This is a genomic window from Rhodococcus sp. 06-418-5 (assembly GCF_002258285.1).
GTDB lineage: Bacteria > Actinomycetota > Actinomycetes > Mycobacteriales > Mycobacteriaceae > Rhodococcoides.
This window is the reverse complement of the sequence record NZ_NOYE01000009.1, coordinates 266,731-286,701: the sequence shown is the minus strand read 5'-3', so window position 1 is coordinate 286,701 and position 19,971 is coordinate 266,731. Positions and strand designations below refer to the sequence as shown.

The window sequence follows — 19,971 nt, the reverse complement described above, 5'->3', positions numbered from 1 at the left end:
TCACCAGGCGAGAGAAAGGGCGAGCCGTTCCCTATGGAACGCGGCCCCGCCGAAGAGCTGAGCGTCGGCGCGGGCTCGCCGGAAATACAGATGACAGTGGTGTTCCCACGTGAAGCCGACACCTCCGTGCAATTGAACGGCTTCGGCGGTCACGGTCCGGTAGGCGTCCGAACACCACGCCTGCGCCACTGCGCTCGCCTCGGTGAGGTCGGTGGCCTCCACCGCGCGAACCACTGCCGATCGGCTGGACTCCACGAGAATCATCAGGTCGGCGAGCGTGTGCTTGACGGCCTGGAAGCTGCCGATGGCTCTCCCGAACTGGCGTCGTTCCTTCGCGTAAGCGACGGTATGGTCAAGGCTTACCTGTGCACCGCCGAGTTGTTCGGCGGCCAGCACGATGCAGACCACATCGAGAGCGGGACCGACTGCAGCCCAGGCGCTTCCACCAAACGTCAGGCGCCGGGCCGGCGTACCCGACAAGGTCAGCGCGGCCTGCGCCCGCGACAGGTCGAGGGTTCGCAGCGGTGTGACCGTAGGTTCGCTTGCGGCGGCGTCCACGACGAATACGTCGGGACCGTCCGGTGTGTGCGCGACGGCCACGAGCCACCGCGCGCCGGCGGCACCGAGGACAGCCGGTGCGTGGCCGGACAACGACCACCCGGTGCCCGTTTCGGTGGCGGTGAAGACTTCGTGTCCGGGTGACCACCATCCACGCCTGTCGAGTCCCGCGAACGCGGCCGGCCGTCCCTCGGCAATGTCCGCGATCACGTCGTCGGCGTCGGTGGCGTGGACGAGCACCTGTCCGGCGAAGATCGTCGACAGAAATGGGACCGGAAACAGGGCGGTGCCCAACTCTTCGGCGACCACCGTCAGTTCGGCCCGACCACCGAGACCGCCGCAGGATTCGGGCAGTCCCAAGCCGGCGACCCCGATCTGTCCTGCCATGACCGACCATGCGTCGGCATCCCAGCCCGGGCCTGCAGGATCGAGCGAGCGGCACAGGTCGGGTCCGCCGAGATCGGCCGTCGCAGCGCGCACAGCTGCCCGTAGGTCGTCGAGTTCCGTAGTCACGTCAGGTCTGCTCACTCGGCTTCGAGTGCTGCGTGCGCAGCCGCCAACCGGGCCACCGGAACACGCCTCGGGGAGCACGAGACGTAGTGCAGCCCAACCGAACTGAGGAACGAGATGGAATCCGGATCGCCTCCATGCTCGCCGCAGACGCCCAGCTTCACGTCGGGGCGAACGGAGCGCGCGCTGTCCGAGGCCAGAGAGACCAGGGCGCCGACACCGTCACGGTCGAGTACCGCGAAGGGGCTGTCGGTCAGCAGTCCGTGCTCGAGGTAGTGCGCGAGCATCGTCTTCTCGACGTCGTCTCGCGAGAATCCGTACGTCAGCTGGGTCAGATCGTTGGTGCCGAAGGAGAGAAATTGCGCCTCGGCGGCCAATGGTGCCGCGAGTAGCGCTGCCCGTGGAGTCTCGATCATGCTGCCGACGAGATAGGGAACCGTGACCCCGGTGTCCGCGGCGACGGTCTCGGCGGCGCGGTGAACCTGTGCGATGGCCTCGGTCAGCTCCCCTGGCAGGGAAACGAGCGGGATCATGACTTCGAGTGCAGGCGTGAGTCCTTCGGCGTTCACCGTGACCCATGCGCGGAACAATGCTTCCGCCTGTGCGGGATAGAGGCGGGTCTGCACCATGGCGAAGCGCACCCCGCGAAGACCGAGCATCGGGTTGGACTCGTGTGTGGCAGCCGCTCGTTCGGCCTGGGCATCGTCTCGGTAGTGCCCGTCCGACGGCAGGAATTCGTGCAGCGGTGCATCGAGTAGCCGGACGGTGATCGGCCTGTCGCCCACGACGCGAAGCAGGTCGGTGAAGTCCGATTGTTGAGCCGCCGTCAGAGCGGCGATCGCCTCGATCTCCTCGGCTTCGTTCTCGGCGAGAACGAGCCGCTGCACCAGCGGCAATTGGTCACCCAGGAATTGATGTTCGGTGCGGCACAGCCCGATCCCTTCGGCACCGAGACGGAACGCGGTCGCGGCGTCTTCGGCGTTGTCGGCGTTGGTGCGCACACCCAGTTGACGAATCTCGTCCGCCCACCCGAGTAGCACCTCCAGTTCCGGCGATGGTTCCGCGGGCCTGATCGGCACGGCACCTGCGTAGACGTCGCCGGTTCGGCCGTTGACGGACACTGTGTCACCCTCGGACAGGGTGATGCCGTCGGACGTCACGGTGGCGGCACCGAGGTCGATGCGTAGCGTCGTCGCCCCGCACACCGCCGGACGGCCTGCGCCGCGGGCTACGACAGCAGCATGCGACGCCAGTCCACCGTTGGACGTGATCACCGCGGTCGCGGCGAGCAGGGCGGGGACATCTGCCGGGCTGGTCTCCGACGCAACGAGGATGACGTTCTTGCCTTCGGCGGCGAGCCGAAGGGCCCGCTCGCTCGACAGGGCGATCTCGCCCGTGGCCGCACCCGGCGACGCGGGAAGACCATGGGCGAGTAGGTGTTCCCGGCCGCTGAGTGTGAGCTGCGCGTGGAGGAGGTCCTGCATCAGGTCCGGTTCGAGCATGCGGACGGCATCGTCGCGTCCGATCGACCGACCGGTGGCGAGATCGACGGCAAGATTGGTGACCGCGCGGGGGCCCGGGTGTTCCAGCGCGCCGGCGCTGAGCAGTGCTAGCTGGCGGTCGCGGACCTCGAACTCCACTTCTGCGACCGCGCGGAGATGCGGCTCGAGCGTGGCGAAGATCTGGTCGAGAATCTGCACGCCACCGGGAGTGTGTGTGAGTGGTGCGCCCGGACCGGGATTGGGGTCGGCCCGGCGCACTCCGAGATGAAAGACACCGTGCGGCGCGTATTTTCCGCTCTCCAGGTCGCGACTGATTGCCGATCCGTACCCGGACTCGTCCCAGGAACCGAGCCGCAGGGCGCGAACGTGGAGAGCGATTCCCAGGTCGCCCGGCAACGACAGGGCGTTGCGCGCCCGCTGTCCGCGCGGAGAGGCCCAGCGAGCGAGCATGGCTTTGGCGGCGAGGCCGAGCTGTTCGGCTGGATCCGTGGGAAACGGTGCACCGGTGGACTTCTCGATCAGTTCGAGAAGTGCCGGCACGCGGGCACGACTGTCGGGGTGGTCGTCGTCGAGGTCGTCGAGATCGTCGGTGTCGATCTCCAGAGCGCCCTCGGCGACGAACCGAAGATTGGCAGCCCAGGAATCGTAGATGTCGCGTTCGCGGCCGATCACCTCGACGAGCGCGTCGATGTTGCGGCTCGACAGACCGATAGCCGAGATGGCGGGCGGTAGAGCGGATACTGCCACCGGGGCGCTGCAGCGCAGATGCATCAACATCGGCCTGCGTTCGGTGCGAACATCGGGCCAGATTCCGCGGACGGCCAGCTTTTCGAGCAGATCGATTGCGGTGGAAGCGGTCTCGCGGTTCTCGAGTCCGGTACCGGACCCGATCGGTACGGTCAGCCCGGGCACCACCGGCAACCCGAGCGCCACGAGGTTGTCCATCTCCACACCGTGAACACCCAGTACGTCGGCGCCGAGTCCTCGGGCCCGGCCCTGACCGTAGGGCACTGCCGCTCGTGTCGATGCGTGGATGACGTTGTCGAACAGGGTCATTCTGCGCTACCGGAGACGAGCTTCTCTTCGAGGGCCTCATCCTCGGCCCTGGTCATACCCAGCATCATGAGAACGTGCTGATGCAGCCACATCCACACGGTGTGGTAGCCGTCGGTCAGAGGCGACGTCAGAGACGCGGTGTCGCCGTTGTCGAACCGTTCGAGCGCTGCTATCAGCCGCTCGCGGTAGTCGAGGAGCTGCGGGCACTGCTTTCCCGACCGACGGAGCATCTTGGTCACGTCGTTGTGAATGTCTTCGAGCCGATCGCGAATCCTCGCGTCGTACTGGGCGTCCGAATGGTCGTTCGCGGAGCCGTCGGGGCGGCACTGCCAAGCAGTGCACAGCTCGCGCAGGCGACGGTTGACCGGAAGGAACACATGGAGCAGATCGGCGACGGCCTTGACCTCGTCGCTGCCCTCGGGGAGGCGAACCTGCGCTCCGGCGTGGTCGATACCGGCCTGTGTCGGCATGACGACGGGGCCCTTCGCGACGGCATCTCCGGCATCGACCACTGCTTGCAGTTCGGGTGTGATCGGGCCACGAACCATGCCCTTGACCACCAGATCGACCAACTCGCTCGTGACGACGGTCGGTGCGGACATGTTGATCGCGAGGTCGTTCATGGTGTTCCTCGTTCTTCTCCGGTCCCTGTCGGGACGGTCATCGGCAAGTGATGCGGCGCTTGCTGTCGGTAGGACTGTGACGGTGCTCATAACCTACCCAATTAGTAGTGGATGTCAAGAAACAATCCGCAAACTATGTACAGACTTGATTCGGCATAGTTACTTGACAACAAGTCCTCTAACCCCGCTAGGGTGACTGTGATGGCCGCCACTCGGCCGTGTAGCAGACGAAGTGAGGCCTCGAATGAACGACCGGCATGAGCTCTACATCGGCGGCAAATGGGTTCCGTCGTCAGGCGACGGAACGATCGACGTGCTAGAAGCGGCAACGGGGCAGTTGCTGGCCCGGGTACCGGCCGGCACCGAATCGGACGTCGACGATGCTGTCGCCGCAGCGCGCAGCGCATTCGGTGGATGGTCCCGGTCGACGATCGCCGAACGAGTGACAGTGCTGCGGCAGATCGCCGACGGGCTCGTCGAGCGTGAGACCGAGCTTGCCGAGATGATGGCGCGCGAAGTCGGTACGCCCATTGCGCGGTCGCGGACCGTGCAGGTCGGACTCGGCGTCACGATCTTCCGATCGATGGCGGATACCCTCGAGAGCATCTCGCTGGAAGAGCGCCGAGGTACATCTCTGATCATCAAGGTGGGTATCGGAGTCGTCGGGGCGATCACGCCGTGGAACTACCCGCTGTATCAGCTGGCAGCCAAGGTGGCACCCGCGATCGCAGCCGGTTGCACGACCGTCGTCAAACCCAGCAGCGTCGCGCCGCTGGCGGCGTTCGTCGTAGCCGAGATCGCCCACTCGGCCGGGCTGCCGCCGGGCGTGCTGAACGTCGTGACCGGTTCGGGCGGCCAGGTCGGGGAGCGATTGGCCGGTCATCCGGACGTCGACCTGGTGAGCCTCACCGGTTCCACTTCGGCCGGTGCCCGCGTCGGACAAGTAGCTGCAGCCGGAATCAAGAAAGTCACTTTGGAACTCGGCGGAAAGTCTGCGTTCATCGTCGCTCCCGACGCCGACCTGGACGCCGCTGTCACCGCAGCCGTTCGGGGTTGCTATGTCAACAACGGTCAGACCTGCACCGCCACCACGCGATTGCTGGTCCCCGCCGACCGTATCGACGAGGTCGAGAAGAAGCTGGTGGACCTAGTGGGGTCACAGACGGTCGGCGACCCCCTCGACGAGTCGGTGGACATCGGACCGATGGCGTCTCGGGAACAGCAGCAGTCCGTGCTGAAACATCTGGCCGAGGTGCCGGAAGGCGCAGTCTTCCTGGTCGGTGGACCCGGCGACGTCCAGGGACTCGACGCGGATCTGCGATCGGGATTCTTCGTGCGGCCAACTGTGGTCTCCCGCGTGGACAACAAGTCCGCGATCGCGCGCGAAGAGGTGTTCGGTCCTGTCCTCGCCGTGATCACCTACGACGGCATCGACGACGCAGTCGCGATCGCGAACGACTCCGACTACGGACTCTCCGGAGCAGTGTTCGCCGGCGACGACGACGCCGCGATTGCCATCGCTCGCCGGTTGCGCACGGGCCAGGTCTCCGTCAACGGTGGCCGGTTCAACGCGGCTGCACCGTTCGGTGGCTTCAAGAAATCGGGCATCGGCCGCGAGCTCGGACCCGACGGCCTCGACGAGTACTTCGAGTCGGTTTCGCTGCAGCTGCCCGCAAAGGCGACGTGACATGAGCGCCGACGATCATCAGGAGATCACGAAGCTCATGTCCCGCTTCGCGCGCGGAATCGATCTGCGGGACTGGGACATGTACCGGTCGGTGTTCACCGACGACATCGAGATCGACTACACGAGCTACCGCGCCGGCAACGGTGGTCCGTTCAAGGCGGACGACTGGGTGCAGCGAGGGCGGATGCTCTTTCCGGGACTCGCAGCGTCTCAGCACTTTCTGTCCAATCTCGACATCACCGTCGACGGTGACAGCGGAACAGTCATCTCTTATGTGCGCGCGGAGCACGTGCTCCCCAACACAGCCGGCGACGCGATGTTCACCATCGGGGGCTACTACACCGATTCGCTCCGGCGGGTCGACGGTGAGTGGAAGATCTGCAAGAAGCAACTGACGGTGCTGTGGAACTCGGGTAACCCGCAAATTCTGGACATGGCCCGAGAGCGCGCGGCCGCCTTGCTCGCCGCCTGACCGGTTCGGCACCGAACGCCGTCAGAGGTCACGAACCGGGTCGGTGCCGTCCCAGTTCGTGGCTGCGTCGGCGACGTGACGGTACAACGCGAGAATGCTCGGCCGCGGTTCGTAGATCTCGACGAGATGTCCCAGCTCGCCGCGGGCATCGTGGAACGCAAAGCTGTTCCCGTTCGGCGTGGTGGAAGAAAACACTGCGGGCCAACCGCTTTCGGTGAAGATGCGTTGCTGCTCGGCGAACGAGGCCACCATGATCGCGACATGGTGTACGCAGTGTCGTGCCGTCGTGGTCTCCGCGAATTCCGGTGGAGTCGACCTATGGGCCTGCACCAATTCGATCTGGGTGTGCCCCCACTGGCCGTAGGCAGAGGTGTGATCGAACGCTCCGGGGTTGCGTCGGACGAAGAACGGCCCGGCGCCGGTGCGGGACGAGAAGTCCGCGGCCGCCTTCCGTACGTCGTCGACCATGTAGGCGATCTGTACGACGCTGCCCAGCTGATACTCGCGCACTGGTTTCTCCTTCGGAGACCTTGGCTAACTTGGCGGCAACTATAAATACTTCGATGGGCGTCGAGACCCGAATCGTGTCAACTTCACTCGAGCGCGCGCCCGACGGACCTGTTTTGGCACGTCAGTGCACAAAACCAACTTTGTCGGAATGCTGGACTTATTCATGTACATAGTTGAGTATGACCTAGGTAACAACACAAGAATTCAAGTTACTCACCTCACGTAGGTAGGATTCCATGACAGATGCGCTCAGCATCAGCCGTCTCTCCAAGACCTTCGGCGGTCATCGGGCACTCGACGACGTCGAGCTTCTCCTCGCACCCGGCGAGATCCGCGGATTGGTCGGGCAGAACGGGTGCGGCAAGTCCACTCTCATCAAAGTGCTTGCCGGATATCACGATCCCGACGACGGTGCGCGGATCGCGGTCGGCGGTCATGAGCTGCACCTCGGAATTCCGGGCAGCGGTGAGGCTGCCGGTCTTCGCTTCGTCCACCAGGAACTCGGACTGGTCGAGAGCCTCGACGTGGTCGACAACCTGGCGCTCGGGCACGGATACAAGACCAGTGCCATCGGCACCATCGACTTCAGGGCAGAACGTTCTGGGGCCAAGGCGGCTCTTGCCGAGCTCGGTGTCGACCTCGCCCTCGACAAGCTTGCCGGGGCGTTGACCATGAGTGAACGCACCATGCTTGCCATCGCCCGTGCGGTCCAGGATCGCTCCGGTGGAGCCCGTGTGCTGGTACTCGACGAACCCACTGCCAATCTCCCTGCCGCAGAGGCAGTTCGGTTGTTCGATCTGGTCCGTCGAATCAGTGACCGCGGGGTGGCCGTGCTGTTCGTCTCGCACCACCTGAACGAGATCTTCACCCTCTGCGACAGCGTGACGGTCATGAGAGACGGCAAGATCGTGACCACGAGGGCCCTCGACGGTCTCGACGAATCCGGTCTCGTCGAACTGATGATCGGCCGCCGCGTCGAGGAGTTCCTCGCCGAACCGGAGGAGACCACCGACTCCTTCGGTGACCCCGTTCTGCAGATCGTCGAGTTGTCCTGTGGCGCAGTGGAAGGATTCAATTTCTCGATTCGTTCCGGTGAAGTACTCGGCATTGCCGGTATCACCGGATCCGGTCGAGAGCAGATAGTGCCTGCACTCTTCGGCGCGGAGAGCCGCGGGGGCGCGATCACCGTCGACGGGAAGACCGTCGAACAGGGTCGCCCGGACCTGGCGATGTCGGCGGGTATCGGCTGTGTGCCGGCCGAACGCCTCTCCAACGCAGCGTTCGCAACAGCATCCCTACGCGAGAACGTGTCGGTCGCCGATCCGTGGGGGTTCGCCAAGGGTGGTCTGGTGCGCGTCAAGCGTGAGAAATCCGATGTGGCGCACTGGCTCGAACGTCTCGGAGTGCGGCCCACGGGTGATACCGAACGGCATCTGAGCACCCTCAGCGGCGGCAACCAGCAGAAGGTCGTACTCGCGCGGTGGCTGCGTCGCAATCCCCGAGTGCTGCTGCTAGACGAGCCCACACAGGGCGTCGACATCGGCGCGAAGGCCGACATTCACGCCCTCGTGGACGCCGCCGCTCAGGCCGGCGCAGCGGTACTGGTGGTGTCCACGGACCACGGCGAGCTCACCCGACTGTGTGACCGGGTGATCGTGCTGTCGGTCGGCCGTGTTGTCGACGAATTCTCGCGGCCCCGGATCGACCCCGATCGGCTGACCGCTTCGACGTTGAAGAAACCTGCTCCCGCCGCGTCCTTCGTCGGCACTCGGACTCGGTGAAAGGATCACCATGACAACCCAATCCCACGAAGAAGCGGCGGCCGCGCCTGCGAGCCCACCATCAGGCGGAAGCGACCGCGCAAGTGCCCGAACGAAGGGGCGCACGTTCTCACTCGGACTCGATCGCTTCAGCGGTCTGTATGTGTGGGTCGCCATCATCGTGCTGTTCGCGATCTGGATCCCCGACACCTTCATGACCCAGGGCAACTTCCGCATCGTCGCCGGCGATCAGGCGATCACCGCCATCTTGGCCATCGGCCTCATCGTGCCGTTGGCCGCGGGCGTGTTCGACCTTTCCATCGCCGGCGTCATGGGGTTCTCGGTCGCGATGGTGTCCTACCAACTCTCCCAGGGCATCAGTACGCCTGTCGCCATCGTCACCACCCTGCTGTGCGGTGCGCTGATCGGTGCCGTCAACGGCTTCGTCGTGGTCAAATTGCACGTCGACTCGTTCATTGCGACGCTGGGTATGTCGAGCATCCTGCTGGCCGGAACCTACTGGGTGACCGACGGAAAGCAGATCACCGAGGGTTTCACCGATGGCTTCCTCGACATGGGCAGCAAGCCCTTCCTCGGCCTGCCGCTGCCGTTCTTCTACATGATCGCCGTCGCCGCGGTGATGTACGTTCTGCTCGAAAAGACTCCGTTGGGCCGTTACCTGTACGCCACCGGCGGCAATCGTCAGGCAGCGCGACTCGCCGGCCTGCGTGTCGAACGAATCATGTTCGGTGCCTTGATGACATCGGCGACGATCGCTGCGCTCACCGGAGTGGTTTTGGCGGCCAAGCTGGGCACCGCCGCGCCCGACATCGGGCCGTCGTACCTGCTTCCCGCCTTCTCCGCCGTATTCCTGGGCTCCACCCAGATCCGCGCCGGCCGCGTCAACGTGCTCGGCACGCTCATCGCCATCTATCTCCTCGCCACCGGTGTGAAGGGCCTGCAACTGGCCGGCGCACCCAGCTTCGTCAACGACCTCTTCAACGGACTCGCCCTCATCGTCGCCGTCGCGCTCGCTGCGCGGACCGCTCGCCGCAACTAGTTCTCCGAAAGGAACTCACGTGAAAACCAACACCTGGACAAAGGCTTTGGCCGGCATTGCTGCTGCAAGCCTGGTCCTGACCGGCTGCAGCAACTCGGACGACACGACCACCGGCGAGGCCGCAGACGTCGCCGGTGCGCAGGCTTTCGCCGATCAGTACGAGGCCGCGCCTACCGATCTCGTGCTGACCACACCGTTGAGCAAGGCGCCGGAGGAGGGCAAGTACGTCATCAGTATCGAGACGCCCCAACCGATCTCCAGCGCCAAGAACGACGCCATTCAGGAGGCGGCCGACGTACTCGGGTGGCGATACCAGCGTGTTCTGATGGGCACCGACGCCGAAGCGGCACCCAAGGCCATGGATCAGGCCATCGCCCTGAAGCCGGACGCCATCCACATCTCCGGCACACCGTTGACGATGCTGTCGAAGCAGATCGCCTCCGCCGAGGCCGCGGGCATTCCGGTGGTTGCGGACAGCATTGCAGGAGAACCGGTTCCCGGTGTCATCTCCACCGCGCTCGACGGCGATGCGCAGGTGCAGGAGTGGGGCAAGATGGTGGCCAGTCAGGTGGTCGCGGACAGCAACGGTGAGGCCAATGTCGCGATCTTTTCGATCACCGACTACTCCATCCTCAACGTCTTCACCGATGCTTTCACCGCGCAGTTGGAAAGTCAGTGCCCGGACTGCAAGGTCCAGCTCGTCAACCAGCAGGTCACCGATCTCGGAACCAAGACCCCGCAGAGCGTTGTCAGCACGCTCCAGCGTGACCCGACCATCAACTACGCGGTCTTTTCCTTCGGCGACCTCGTCCTCGGTGTCGATGCGGCACTACGCGGAGCGAGCCTGCAGGATCAGATCACGTTCGCCGGTCAGACGCCGACGCCGGACAACCTACAGTCGCTGAAGGACGGCGACAACAGTGTGTGGGTAGGTTTCCCGGTCCAGATTCTCGGATGGCGTGTGCTCGACACGTTGGCCCGCCAGTTCAACGGCGACGATGTGGCCGAAGCGGACGCGGCGTTCATGCCGACTCAGTTGCTGAACAAAGACAACATCGACACGGCGGTGCTCGACGAGGAGACCGGTTACTACGTGGGTGTCGCCGACTACCAGGATCAGTTCAAGACGCTCTGGAAGAAGTAGATTCGCATGATCCTCGCGGCAGCCGAGCGCATCGTGTCGTTGTCGTCCCTGTCCGCGATCGAGGTACCGCCTCCGCAGTTCGTCGAGTTCGCCGCCATGGGCGGGTTCAACGCAGTGGGTGTCCGTGCGGCGCAGACCGGGCAGGACAGGGGATTTCAGCTCCCCGCCGGGTCCGCGCTGCTGCGCGACACCAAGTCCGCCCTGGCGGACAACGGGATGCGCGTGCTCGACGTCGAAGTGGTGAAACTGCACCCCGGGAGCTCGCGTGGTGATTGGTCGGCGGTGCTCGAAGCCGGCGCGGAACTCGGCGCGGACTATCTACTCGTCACGGTGCTCGACGACGATCGGGGTCGCGCCGAGAGCAACTTCGCGGAACTCGCGGAACTGTCCGGCGACTACGGACTTCGCGCCTGTCTGGAACCGATGATCTTCTCGTCGGTGCGGGACGTGACGGCGGCCGCAGCATTCGTCGAGGCTGTGGCCGGCCGGGCCGGCGTACTCGTCGATGCGTTGCACTGGGCGCGTGCGGGTTCCGAGGTCTCCGACATCACCGCCGTCGCAGAGGATCTGCTGCCGTACTGCCAGCTGTGCGACGCGGTGTCGGCAGCCGCGTCGGTGGATCCGAACGCGGCCATCACCGAGGCCCGAACCCACCGTCTGGCTCCGGGCACGGGTGCCCTTCCGCTCGTCGAACTCCTGCGAGCACTCCCGGCGTCGGCCGCAGTCAGTGTGGAGGCACCCTCGGCCCGAAGCGTCACCGATCCGGGCGGGTGGATCGCCGAACTCGGCCGGGCAACGTGGACGGTGCTCGACGAGCTTGTGCACACCAATGAGAAACTGTACTCATGAGCAACAAAGTTTGTGTCGACCGGAAAGTGAACGCTGACATGACAACTGCAGTCGAGAACAAGTTCGTCCACATCGTCGCCCCCAGGGAAGCGGAGACCGTCGTCGAGGACACCGTGACACCGGCCCCTAACGGGGTGGTCGTCGACATTCGGTACTGCGGCATCTGCGCGACCGACACGCACGGATACGCGTCGGCAGCATTGCCGCCTGCGGTGTTCGGACATGAATGGACGGGCACGATCAGTGCGGTGGGTGCCGAGGTGACGACGGTGCGTGTCGGGCAGCGTGTGGTCGCGGGTGTCGGGCCGGCATGCGGGGCGTGCGCTCAGTGCCGCGCCGGGCACGCGGCCAACTGCGATCTCGCGTTTGCGGAGGCCAACGGAATCACCGACGATGCACCGGCCCACGGTGGTTTTGCTACCACGCTGAAAGTGTCCGCACGGCGGGCGATTCCGGTGCTGGACGCACTGTCCGACGAAGAGGCCGCGTTGATGGAGCCGGCCACCGTGACGTTCCATGCCGTCAAGCGAGCGGCCATCACGCTCGGCTCGATCGTCGTGGTCCAGGGTGCAGGACCGATCGGCTTGCTGACTGCTCAGCATGCGCGCACCGCCGGTGCCGGGCGAGTGCTGGTCAGCGAACCGTCACCCGCACGTCGTTCGGCGGCCAGCAATCTGGGCTTCGCCGACGTGGTGGAGCCCGGGGACCTCGCTGCTCTACTGAACGACGTCACCGATGGTCTCGGTGCCGACGTGCTGTTCGAGTGCACCGGCGTCGCCGCGCTGTTCCAGCCCTCGGCGGAGTTGGTCAGGCGGGGTGGAACGTTGGCGCTGCTCGGCTATCCCGGAACGGACTCGTCGGTGAGCTACGGGGACTGGCAGTCACGAGAACTGACGGTCATCGGTTCGCTGGCGTACTCGCACGAAGACTTCAAGGGGACGATGACGCTGATCGCCGAGGGCCGGATCGACGTGAAGTCTTTGCACACCGGGACGATCGGGCTGGGTGAGTTGGTCGATATGTTCGACGAACTCGACAGCGGTACCAGCACCCACGCCAAGGTGCTGGTGGACCCGAACCGCTAGGGGCCGGCGGGAACGGGGACGGTCTGGCCGCTGCCGCAGGTGGCGCCGCCGTCGACTGGGATCGCCACCCCGGTGACGAAAGACGCGAGCGGCGAGGCGAGGAATGCGATGACCTCGCCTACTTCGCGGGCGGTGCCCCAACGGTGCAGGGGCACCATGCCTTTGAGCGATTCGTAGCGATCGGGTGTGTTCTCTTCGATGCGCTTGGTCATTCCGGTACTGATCGGACCTGGGCAGACGGCGTTCACGCGAATACCGTCATTCGCGAGGTCGAGGGCGAACGACCTCGCCATGTTCACCGCACCCGCTTTCGCTGCGGCGTACGGCCACCGGTTGGGCTCTCCGCCCAACGCGGTTGCCGACGCAGTGATGACGACCGAGCCACCGCCGGCGCGGCGGAACGCCGCAATCGCCTCGCGCACACCGAGTGCGATCGCCCGAAGGTTCACGTCGATCGACCGGTCGAAGACGTTCATGTCGAGTGTCTCGATCGAGCCCGATGCCGGAACTCCGGCGTTGAGCACCAGGGCATCGAGTCGGCCGAACGAAAGCTCGGCCTGCTCGACGGCGGCGCGGTTGTCGTCGGCGTGGGTGACGTCGCCGACGAAGGCGACCGCATTGTCGTTGCCCGCCAACCAGTCCAGTGAATTCGAGGTGGTGTCGAAGGCGACCACCGACCCACCGCGTTCGAGAATGATCTCGACCGTGGCACGGCCGATTCCGGACGCTGCGCCGGTCACGACCGCCACGAGACCGGCGGTCACGACACCTGCTCCAGCGGCAACGGGCCCGGTGTCCCTCTCGACGGTCGACGACCGGCCGGCGCCGCCGAACGCTGGGCTGTCATAGTGCACTCGCTTTCGGCGTGGTCAGTTCTGCGGCGGTTTCGAGCAGGGTGGCCAGCCGTGCCGGTGCCGCAGCCCAATCGGCGGGTGATCGCATGTCGTCCCAGAAGTTGACCTCGACGATCAACTGCTCCGCGCCGGCGGCGATCGCGGTCCGGATGTCCTTCTCGACACCCTCGATGCCTTGACCGGCCGAGCCGACGGCATCGGTCGGTCGCTGCAGATAGGATCGCAGGAAAAGTCGAACGGGATCCATACCGGCCGGGCGCATTTCGGCCATCGTGTCGAGCTGGTCGAGCAGCGCTGCCGATGTACCGCTGCTGGGGTTCCAGATGTCGAAAAGGGCTGCGGTCCTTGCTAATCCGGTGGTGGACCGCAGTCCGGACAGGAGCGGCGGGTGCGGCTGCTGTATTGGTTTGGGCCGAACGACGGAGCGGGGGATGGTGAAGAATTCGCCGTCGAACCGTACGGGATCAGGACCCCAGCACGCCTGAACGGCGTGCACGAGTTCACTCATTCGTCGACCACGGGTACGCGGATCGACGTCCATCTGGGTGTGTTCCTCGTCGGACCAGCCGGCACCGAGACCCGCGACGAGCCGTCCGCCGGAAAGGATGTCCAGAGTCGAAAGTCGCTGCGCCAGTTCGATGGGACGATGGTAGCCAGCGACCAGGATGCTGCTGCCGATCGTGACCGTCCGAGTGCAGGCTGCCACGTAGGCCATGAGTTCCGTGGCCCCGAGCACCGAGCGGTAGGCCGGGTGGACGCTGGTGGTGTGGCGACCTCCGTAGATTGATTCGTTCACTTCCGGATAGAACAGGTGTTCCTGGACCCACAGGCTTGCGAACCCGAGTTCCTCGGCCGAAGTGGCGAACTCGCGCACCGCACCGACGTCGACATGTTCCCCGAGCTGGGGGAGGCTCAATCCGATACGTAGGCTCACAGGACGGTCACCGTTCCGGTGTTGCCGTCGACCTCGATCATCGCTCCGTCGGGGATCCTGGACGTGGCGTCCTGCACCGACACGGCACAGGGGATGCCGAGCTCGCGGCAGACTATCGACGAGTGAGTGATAGTGGCACCGACGTTGACCACCACACCGCCGGCGAAGACGAACAGTGGCGTCCAGGCCGGATCGGTCTGCGGCGCAACGATGATGTCGCCTTCGGCCAGATCGCCGACCTCGTAGGGATCGTGCAGAATCCGGGCTCGGCCACGGCTCACCCCCGGTGCACCGGCCACACCGGACAGCGCGTCGCCAGGCGCCGCGATCTGTGCCTTGTGCTCGGTCCGCCTGGGCCACTGCGACAACGGGAGCTTCTCGAACAGGAAGAAAGGTGGTTCGAGGTCGAACAGCGCCAGGTATTGCTCACGTCTGTCCGCAATGGTGTTCTCGAACGACTCGGGGTCCGCCACGAACGCGTCGAGCTCGTCGTCGAGCAGCATGGTGACGTCGTGGTGGTCGCCCATCACTCCCCGATCCACCATGCGATGGCCCAGTTCGTAGAGCGCAGTCCGCATTTCGCCCATGACCTTCACGCATGCGGTCTTGGTTCGTTCACGCCACGGCATGAATTTCGTGATGGATTTGGCAGCGTCGAGAAAGCTCTGCCGAGTGGCGTCGTCGGGCATCTTGGCGGCGAGTTCGGCGGTGAGCGCGATGCGCTTGGCCTGGTTACGCTCTCGGATGAGCTCAGGGTCGTTCTCCACGGGGCTCATCCGCATGCCGTTGACTGCGAGCAGCGCCAGGACCGGCTTGGATTCCCAACTGTCCGAGCGGATGTCCCATTCGTTCGGCGCGCGCGACCCGTACTTGTAGAGGAACTCGTCGAAGTCCGTTCGAAACTGTTTCGCGTCGGGGGTGCCGCTCGCGTCGACGGCCTCGAGCAACGTGGCGAGGCCGTCGTCGAAGAGTGCGGTCAGTTCTGCAGACCCGGCGACGAGGCGGCCCATGTTCCACAGTGCGTAGGAGGGCTCCGCGGAGTCGACTCCGCCGAGGCCGCTGAGGAGATCGCCGAGCTTGTCTGCTTCGCCGATGGATTCGAGCAGCGCGCCTGCGACGGCCGGCCCCATCGTCGACAGGGTAGTGGTGACGGGGTGATAGGCGTAGCAGAAGATCAGGTCCGGAACGAAGGAGCGGGCGTGATCGACGAGCTCCTGGTCGCTCATGGCCGTGACATCGGGGCGATTCGCGCGCGCGAGATCGGCACGGTGCTTGGCTTCTTCGGCCTCGGGGAATGTGTCGGTGGTCAGTGACCACGCGGTCTTCTCTGCCAGGCCCGCGGTGAGTTCGGCGTTCTGGTGGCCGGGCTTCTCGACGTACTCGGGGATGTCCGGATGATCGCCGACCCACAGGCTGTTCCAGACCGGAACGGTCAGTCCGGGAAGTCGGGCACCGTTGAGTTCTGTCATCGAGAAGTTCGTGTAGTGGTACCCACCGAAGTTGCCGATGATCTCCGGCATCCCTTCGTCGATCTCGGACGCGAGATGAGTCCCGAGGTGCTCGACGTAGCCTTCACGCCAACCGATGTTCAGGCCCTTGTTCCATACGAGGGTCACGTTGAGCGGACTCGACGGGTCGGGCAGAACCTCACCGGCGTTCGCCCGTGTGTAGACCGGGTACCGCTCGCTGAACTCCCAATCGGTGATCCAGCTGTCGGAATTCTGGTCGCTGCTCATCGAGTCCTCCTCATCCGTGGCGTGGACTGTATTTCAAGTCACACTATAGAAACAGTGGGTCAATGGAAACATGCACAGAGATATTGCGCAGCAGTTTGAGAAGCTTGTTCTGGAGAACGGTCCACACTACTAACTTTACTATCAATCTAGTAAGAAGCCTGGTTTTGTGGGAGACTCGGCCCATACCCCGTCAGTCGGCATGCCGCCGGCCCCTACCCGGGAGGAACATCATGTTCGCAAAAGTCCTCGTTGCAAATCGCGGAGAGATTGCCGTCCGCGCGTTCCGTGCGGCGGTCGAACTGGGCGCTTCCACCGTTGCCGTCTATCCGTATGAAGACCGCAACTCTGCGCACCGGGCCAAGGCGTTCGAGTCCTATCAGATCGGCGAGCCGGGTCACCCGGTCCGCGCCTACCTCTCGGTCGACGAGATCATCTCGGCCGCAAAGAAATCCGGTGCCGATGCGGTGTACCCGGGGTACGGTTTCCTGTCGGAGAACGCCAACTTGGCCGCAGCGTGCAAGGCCGCCGGTATCACGTTCGTCGGCCCGTCCGCCGAGATCCTCGAGCTCACCGGAGACAAGTCGCGCGCTGTTGCCGCAGCCGCCGCGGCAGGGCTTCCGGTTCTCGCATCGTCGGCTCCGTCCGAGGATCCGGACGTGTTGATCGCGGCAGCCGAAACGATGTCGTTTCCGATTTTCGTCAAGGCGATTGCCGGCGGTGGCGGCCGCGGCATGCGCAGGGTGGTCGCACCGGAGGAACTACGCGACGCCATCGAAGCCGCATCTCGCGAGGCGAGGACCGCGTTCGGCGACGGGACCGTCTTTCTCGAACAGGCGGTCGTCGACCCCCGGCACGTCGAGGTGCAGATTCTCGGCGACGCGACGGGTGAGGTCATTCACCTGTTCGAGCGTGACTGCTCACTGCAGAGGAGGCATCAGAAGGTAGTCGAGGTCGCCCCGGCTCCCGGGCTCGATCCCTTACTGCGAGAACGAATCTGCGCAGACGCGGTCAGGTTTGCCCGGCACATCGGTTACACCTGTGCGGGTACGGTCGAATTCCTGCTCGACGCGCTTGGAAACTACGTGTTCATAGAGATGAATCCGAGAATTCAGGTCGAACATACGGTGACCGAGGAAATCACCGACGTGGATCTGGTGGGCTCGCAACTGCGCATCGCGTCCGGTGAAAGCCTGGCCGATCTGGGATTGAGCCAAGATTCCATCGTGATCCACGGCTTCGCCATGCAGTGCCGCATCACCACCGAGGACCCGACCGACGGCTTCCGTCCGGACACCGGGCGCGTCACCGCCTACCGCACCCCTGGAGGGTCGGGTGTGCGCCTCGACGGCAATGTCGGCGTGGGGTCGGAGATCGGGTCGCACTTCGATTCGATGCTCGTCAAATTGACCTGCCGCGGGCGTGATTTCGCCACCGCTTCCGCGAGATCACGACGGGCGATCGCCGAATTCCGGGTACGCGGTGTGGCGACGAACATCCCGTTCCTGCAGGCGGTGCTGGACAACCCGGACTTCCTCGCGTGGAAAGTCACCACGACCTTCATCGAGGAGCATCCGGAACTGTTGACGCAGAACACCTCTGCCGACCGTGGCACGCGCATCCTGCAGTACTTGGCCGACGTCACCGTCAACCGCCCGCACGGCGAGCGACCGTCGCCGGTCTACGCGATCGACAAGCTTCCGTACGTCGACACCCGAGTCGCGCCTCCCACCGGCTCGAGGGACCGGCTGATCGCTCTCGGGCCGACCGGTTTCGCGGCCGAGCTGCGATCTGCGACCGCACTCGCCGTTTCCGACACCACTTTCCGCGACGCGCACCAGTCCCTGCTGGCCACCAGGGTGCGCACCCGCGACCTCGTCGCGGTGGCACCCCACGTTGCGCGCCTCACCCCGCAGCTGTTCTCGATCGAGGCCTGGGGTGGCGCGACCTACGATGTTGCGCTTCGGTTTCTGCACGAGGATCCGTGGGAACGACTCGCCGCCCTACGCGCGGAGATGCCCAATATCTGTCTACAGATGCTTCTGCGCGGCCGAAACACCGTCGGCTACACGGCGTACCCCGACCGCGTCACGCACGCCTTCGTGCAGGAAGCCACCGACACCGGAGTCGACATCTTCCGAATCTTCGACGCTCTGAACAACGTCGATCAGATGAAGCCTGCCATCGACGCAGTCCGCGACACCGGGACCGCTGTCGCGGAGGTGGCGATGTCCTACACCGGCAATCTGGCCGATCCGAACGAAACCCTTTACGACCTCGACTACTACCTGCGCCTGGCCGACCGGATCGTCGACGCGGGTGCCCATGTCCTGGCCATCAAGGATATGGCGGGCCTGCTGCGACCGCCCGCCGCAGCGACTCTGGTCGCCGCGCTGCGGTCTCGCTTCGACCTTCCCGTGCACTTGCACACCCATGACACCCCCGGCGGCCAACTCGCGACGTACTACGCCGCGTGGCAAGCCGGCGTCGATGCCGTCGACGGGGCGAGTGCAGCCCTGGCCGGGACGACGAGTCAGCCCGCGTTGTCGGCGATCGTCGCTGCAACAGACAACACCGACCGTGCCACCGGACTCGATCTCGCGGCGGTCTGCGACCTCGAACCATATTGGGCAGCAGTGCGTTCCACGTACGCGCCGTTCGAGTCAGGCCTCCCGTCGCCCACCGGGCGCGTCTACACCCACGAGATCCCGGGCGGTCAGCTCTCCAATCTGCGCCAGCAGGCGTCCGCGCTGGGGCTCGCGCACCGTTTCGAGGACATCGAGGCTGCCTACGCGGGGGCGGATCGGGTGTTGGGCCGACTCGTCAAGGTCACGCCGTCGTCGAAGGTGGTGGGCGACCTCGCGCTGGCGCTGGTCGGTGCGGACGCGACGGCCGCCGAATTCGCCGACGACCCATCGAGTTACGACATTCCAGGGTCGGTCGTCGACTTCCTCCGCGGTGATCTCGGCGAACCGGCGGGCGGATGGCCGGAACCGCTTCGAAGTCGGGCATTGACCGGCCGGGCGGAAGCGTGCGCCGCCACTGCGTTGACCGAGGCGGACGAGAAGAATCTGTCCGCGCCCGGCCACGAACGCCGAACCACGCTGAATCGTTTGCTTTTTCCAACGCCCGCCCGCGAGTTCGAGCAGCACCGCAAGGACTATGGCGACACCTCGCAATTGTCGACCAATCAGTACTTCTACGGATTGCGGCAGGGAGAGGAGCACCGAGTTCGGCTCGAGCAGGGCGTCGAACTGCTGATCGGGCTCGAGGCGGTATCGGACCCCGACGTCGAAGGAGTCCGCAACGTTCTGTGCATCCTCAACGGCCAGCTGCGTCCGGTGAGGATTCGCGACCGGAGCATCGAAACCACCGCCCGGTCTGCCGAGAAGGCCGATAGCACCGATCCCGGGCACATACCCGCACCGTTCAGCGGTGTCGTCACGCTGTCGGTCAAAGAGGGCGACGTGGTCGCGCAAGGTGAATCGGTCGGGTCGATCGAGGCCATGAAGATGGAAGCGACGATCACCGCGACCAGGGCAGGTATGGTCACCCGCGTTCCGATCGGCCGTACCTCTCAGGTCGACGGCGGCGATCTTCTGCTGGTGCTGGCGTAACCGCCCGCCGCCCTGAC

At 65.0% G+C, this 19,971-nt stretch carries 15 protein-coding genes; 8 read left to right on the top strand and 7 right to left on the bottom strand.

Annotation, left to right across the window (positions count from 1 at the left end):
* From CH274_RS05205 to CH274_RS05195, 3 genes are read right to left on the bottom strand one after another with little or no spacing between them, the layout of a single operon-like run.
* Complete coding sequence (locus CH274_RS05205) at nucleotides 1-1,071, bottom strand: acyl-CoA dehydrogenase family protein (protein ID WP_094656875.1); 1,071 nt, start codon at nucleotides 1,069-1,071, stop codon at nucleotides 1-3.
* Nucleotides 1,072-1,082: 11 nt separating this feature from the next.
* Nucleotides 1,083-3,626 carry a putative PEP-binding protein gene (locus tag CH274_RS05200; RefSeq protein WP_094656876.1) on the bottom strand — a complete coding sequence of 848 codons (2,544 nt, stop codon included), beginning with the start codon at nucleotides 3,624-3,626 and terminating at the stop codon, nucleotides 1,083-1,085.
* Nucleotides 3,623-4,249: a hypothetical protein gene (locus CH274_RS05195; RefSeq protein ID WP_094656877.1), complete on the bottom strand. Its 627-nt coding sequence runs from the start codon at nucleotides 4,247-4,249 to the stop codon at nucleotides 3,623-3,625. The genes CH274_RS05200 and CH274_RS05195 overlap by 4 nt, the downstream gene beginning before the upstream one ends.
* Nucleotides 4,250-4,493: 244 nt before the next feature.
* Between CH274_RS05195 and CH274_RS05190 the strand changes: the two genes are divergently transcribed.
* Together CH274_RS05190 and CH274_RS05185 are read left to right on the top strand one after the other, a co-directional pair.
* Nucleotides 4,494-5,936 (top strand): aldehyde dehydrogenase family protein, encoded by a 1,443-nt coding sequence (locus tag CH274_RS05190; RefSeq protein ID WP_094656878.1) that lies wholly within the window; start codon nucleotides 4,494-4,496, stop codon nucleotides 5,934-5,936.
* Between the two features lies 1 nt (nucleotide 5,937).
* Nucleotides 5,938-6,408 (top strand): nuclear transport factor 2 family protein, encoded by a 471-nt coding sequence (locus tag CH274_RS05185; RefSeq protein WP_094656879.1) that lies wholly within the window; start codon nucleotides 5,938-5,940, stop codon nucleotides 6,406-6,408.
* A gap of 21 nt (nucleotides 6,409-6,429) precedes the next feature.
* Here CH274_RS05185 and CH274_RS05180 read toward each other — a convergent pair whose 3' ends face one another.
* Nucleotides 6,430-6,918 carry a VOC family protein gene (locus tag CH274_RS05180; protein WP_094630337.1) on the bottom strand — a complete coding sequence of 163 codons (489 nt, stop codon included), beginning with the start codon at nucleotides 6,916-6,918 and terminating at the stop codon, nucleotides 6,430-6,432.
* A 236-nt stretch (nucleotides 6,919-7,154) separates the two neighbouring features.
* Here CH274_RS05180 and CH274_RS05175 point away from each other — a divergent pair, with 236 nt between their 5' ends.
* The 5 genes from CH274_RS05175 to CH274_RS05155 are packed head-to-tail and all read left to right on the top strand — an operon-like array spanning nucleotide 7,155 to nucleotide 12,816.
* Nucleotides 7,155-8,699 carry a sugar ABC transporter ATP-binding protein gene (locus CH274_RS05175; protein ID WP_094656880.1) on the top strand — a complete coding sequence of 515 codons (1,545 nt, stop codon included), beginning with the start codon at nucleotides 7,155-7,157 and terminating at the stop codon, nucleotides 8,697-8,699.
* A 10-nt stretch (nucleotides 8,700-8,709) separates the two neighbouring features.
* Nucleotides 8,710-9,738, top strand: a complete 1,029-nt coding sequence (locus CH274_RS05170) for an ABC transporter permease (protein WP_256993483.1) — start codon at nucleotides 8,710-8,712, stop codon at nucleotides 9,736-9,738.
* Nucleotides 9,739-9,757: 19 nt separating this feature from the next.
* Nucleotides 9,758-10,882, top strand: a complete 1,125-nt coding sequence (locus CH274_RS05165; protein ID WP_179275641.1) for a sugar ABC transporter substrate-binding protein — start codon at nucleotides 9,758-9,760, stop codon at nucleotides 10,880-10,882.
* 6 nt (nucleotides 10,883-10,888) lie between these two features.
* Nucleotides 10,889-11,731, top strand: coding sequence for a sugar phosphate isomerase/epimerase family protein (locus tag CH274_RS05160; protein WP_256993484.1), 843 nt, complete (start codon nucleotides 10,889-10,891; stop codon nucleotides 11,729-11,731).
* A 38-nt stretch (nucleotides 11,732-11,769) separates the two neighbouring features.
* Nucleotides 11,770-12,816, top strand: a complete 1,047-nt coding sequence (locus tag CH274_RS05155) for a zinc-dependent alcohol dehydrogenase (RefSeq protein ID WP_094656882.1) — start codon at nucleotides 11,770-11,772, stop codon at nucleotides 12,814-12,816.
* On the opposite strand, the gene CH274_RS05150 is transcribed toward CH274_RS05155, so the two are convergent.
* The 3 genes from CH274_RS05150 to CH274_RS05140 all read right to left on the bottom strand — a co-directional run bounded on the left by CH274_RS05150 (nucleotide 12,813) and on the right by CH274_RS05140 (nucleotide 16,340).
* The gene (locus CH274_RS05150) at nucleotides 12,813-13,580 is read right to left on the bottom strand and encodes an SDR family NAD(P)-dependent oxidoreductase (protein WP_094630636.1); all 768 of its coding nucleotides are present in this window, start codon (nucleotides 13,578-13,580) and stop codon (nucleotides 12,813-12,815) included. The two genes, CH274_RS05155 and CH274_RS05150, sit on opposite strands and share 4 nt — an antisense overlap.
* Nucleotides 13,581-13,659: 79 nt before the next feature.
* The gene (locus tag CH274_RS05145) at nucleotides 13,660-14,604 is read right to left on the bottom strand and encodes a TIGR03619 family F420-dependent LLM class oxidoreductase (RefSeq protein WP_094630341.1); all 945 of its coding nucleotides are present in this window, start codon (nucleotides 14,602-14,604) and stop codon (nucleotides 13,660-13,662) included.
* Entirely contained in the window at nucleotides 14,601-16,340 is a 1,740-nt protein-coding gene (locus tag CH274_RS05140) for a PEP-utilizing enzyme (protein WP_094630342.1), read from the bottom strand. The genes CH274_RS05145 and CH274_RS05140 overlap by 4 nt, the downstream gene beginning before the upstream one ends.
* Before the next feature lie 230 nt (nucleotides 16,341-16,570).
* Here CH274_RS05140 and CH274_RS05135 point away from each other — a divergent pair, with 230 nt between their 5' ends.
* Complete coding sequence (locus CH274_RS05135) at nucleotides 16,571-19,954, top strand: pyruvate carboxylase (protein ID WP_094656883.1); 3,384 nt, start codon at nucleotides 16,571-16,573, stop codon at nucleotides 19,952-19,954.
* Nucleotides 19,955-19,971 lie beyond the last annotated feature (17 nt).

Bases quoted from the DNA above. Each gene is read 5' to 3' on its own strand.
- CH274_RS05200 (WP_094656876.1), bottom strand. From the start codon at position 3,626: ATGACCCTGTTCGACAACGTCATCCACGCATCGACACGAGCGGCAGTG.
- CH274_RS05195 (WP_094656877.1), bottom strand. From the start codon at position 4,249: ATGAACGACCTCGCGATCAACATGTCCGCACCGACCGTCGTCACGAGC.
- CH274_RS05190 (WP_094656878.1), top strand. From the start codon at position 4,494: ATGAACGACCGGCATGAGCTCTACATCGGCGGCAAATGGGTTCCGTCG.
- CH274_RS05185 (WP_094656879.1), top strand. From the start codon at position 5,938: ATGAGCGCCGACGATCATCAGGAGATCACGAAGCTCATGTCCCGCTTC.
- CH274_RS05175 (WP_094656880.1), top strand. From the start codon at position 7,155: ATGACAGATGCGCTCAGCATCAGCCGTCTCTCCAAGACCTTCGGCGGT.
- CH274_RS05170 (WP_256993483.1), top strand. From the start codon at position 8,710: ATGACAACCCAATCCCACGAAGAAGCGGCGGCCGCGCCTGCGAGCCCA.
- CH274_RS05160 (WP_256993484.1), top strand. From the start codon at position 10,889: ATGATCCTCGCGGCAGCCGAGCGCATCGTGTCGTTGTCGTCCCTGTCC.
- CH274_RS05155 (WP_094656882.1), top strand. From the start codon at position 11,770: ATGACAACTGCAGTCGAGAACAAGTTCGTCCACATCGTCGCCCCCAGG.
- CH274_RS05140 (WP_094630342.1), bottom strand. From the start codon at position 16,340: ATGAGCAGCGACCAGAATTCCGACAGCTGGATCACCGATTGGGAGTTC.
- CH274_RS05135 (WP_094656883.1), top strand. From the start codon at position 16,571: ATGTTCGCAAAAGTCCTCGTTGCAAATCGCGGAGAGATTGCCGTCCGC.